This window comes from Nocardia sp. 852002-51101_SCH5132738 (assembly GCF_001665695.1).
Taxonomy (GTDB): Bacteria; Actinomycetota; Actinomycetes; order Mycobacteriales; family Mycobacteriaceae; genus Nocardia; species Nocardia nova.
In genome coordinates this window covers 1-1,386 of sequence record NZ_LZML01000192.1, presented here as the reverse complement: position 1 = coordinate 1,386, position 1,386 = coordinate 1, and the positions used below count along the sequence as shown (strand labels likewise).

The 1,386-nt window shown below is 62.8% G+C and carries 1 protein-coding gene; it reads right to left on the bottom strand.

The features are described from left to right. Positions 1 to 40: 40 nt before the first annotated feature. Positions 41 to 1,309 carry an IS256 family transposase gene (locus A5789_RS30245; protein ID WP_064901666.1) on the bottom strand — a complete coding sequence of 423 codons (1,269 nt, stop codon included), beginning with the start codon at positions 1,307 to 1,309 and terminating at the stop codon, positions 41 to 43. Positions 1,310 to 1,386: the final 77 nt, after the last annotated feature.

Sequence of the window (1,386 nt, the reverse complement as noted above, 5' to 3'; positions counted from 1 at the left end):
GGGAGTGTCGGATTACCGGTGGATCTGACCCCGGTAGGGGTTAGTTTCCGGTCGGGTTGATCCGGCCTTCGAATGCGATGGCGAACGCGTTGAGCGCGGGCTTCCATCGCATCGCCCATCGTGCCTTACCAACGCCGGTCGGGTCGAGTGAACGAGTCACCAGATACAGGCATTTCAACGCGGCCTGCTCGGTGGGGAAGTGTCCGCGGGCGCGCACGGCGCGGCGGTAGCGGGCGTTCAATGACTCGATCGCGTTGGTGGAGCAGATGACACGGCGTATTTCGACGTCGTAGTCGAGGAAAGGTGTGAACTCGGTCCACGCGTTCTCCCACAACCGCACGATCGCGGGATACTGCTGGCCCCACCTCCCGGCGAACTCACCGAATCGCTCCTTCGCAGCAGCCTCGGTGGGTGCGGTGTAAACCGGTTTGAGGTCTTTGCTCATCCGGTCCCAGTTCTGGCGAGCTGCGTAGCGGAAGGTGTTGCGCAGCAAGTGAATCACGCAAGTCTGCACCACCGTTGCCGGCCAGACGGTGTTGATCGCTTCGGGCAGGCCTTTGAGCCCGTCGCACACCGCGATGCACACATCGGCCACTCCACGGTTCTTGATCTCGGTCAACACCTGCAGCCAGTATTTGGCGCCCTCACCGCCGTCGCCGGCCCACAGCCCCAGGATGTCGCGCTCACCGGCCACGGTGACACCCAGGACCACGTAGATTGGGCGGTTCGCGACCTTGCCCTCCCGGATCTTCACGTGGATGCAGTCGATGAACAGGACCGGATATACCCGGTCGAGGGGCCGGTTGCACCAGTCGGTCATCTCCGCGACCACCTTGTCGGTGATCGCCGAGACCGTGTCCTTGGACACCGACGCTCCATAGATTTCGGCGAAATGCGCCGAAATCTCCCCCGTGGTCAACCCTTTCGCCGACAGCGACAACACGATCTCGTCCACCCCGGACAGACGTCGTTGCCGCTTCTTCACGATTTTCGGCTCGAAGCTGGAGTTCGTGTCCCGGGGCACATCGATCTCGACCGGCCCGATCTCGGTGACCACGGTTTTGGATCGGGTTCCGTTGCGGGAGTTGCCCGTTCCACGGCCGGCGGGATCGTGTTTCTCATATCCGACGTGCTCGGTCATCTCCGCTTCCAACGCGGTTTCCAGCACGGTCTTGGTCAGCTCGTTGAGCAGCCCACCCGGCCCGACCAAATCGATGCCCTGTTCCTTGGCTTGGGCCAGCAACTGCTCGGCCAGCTTCTTCGTCTCCGCCGCGTCCTTGTTCGCCACGGCCTCGAGTGTCTCCGACATTCGTCGGTCCTTCCTGCCGAGCCATCAGGCTCGACTCATCGGACCGAGATCAGATCCACCGGAACACCGACAGTCCC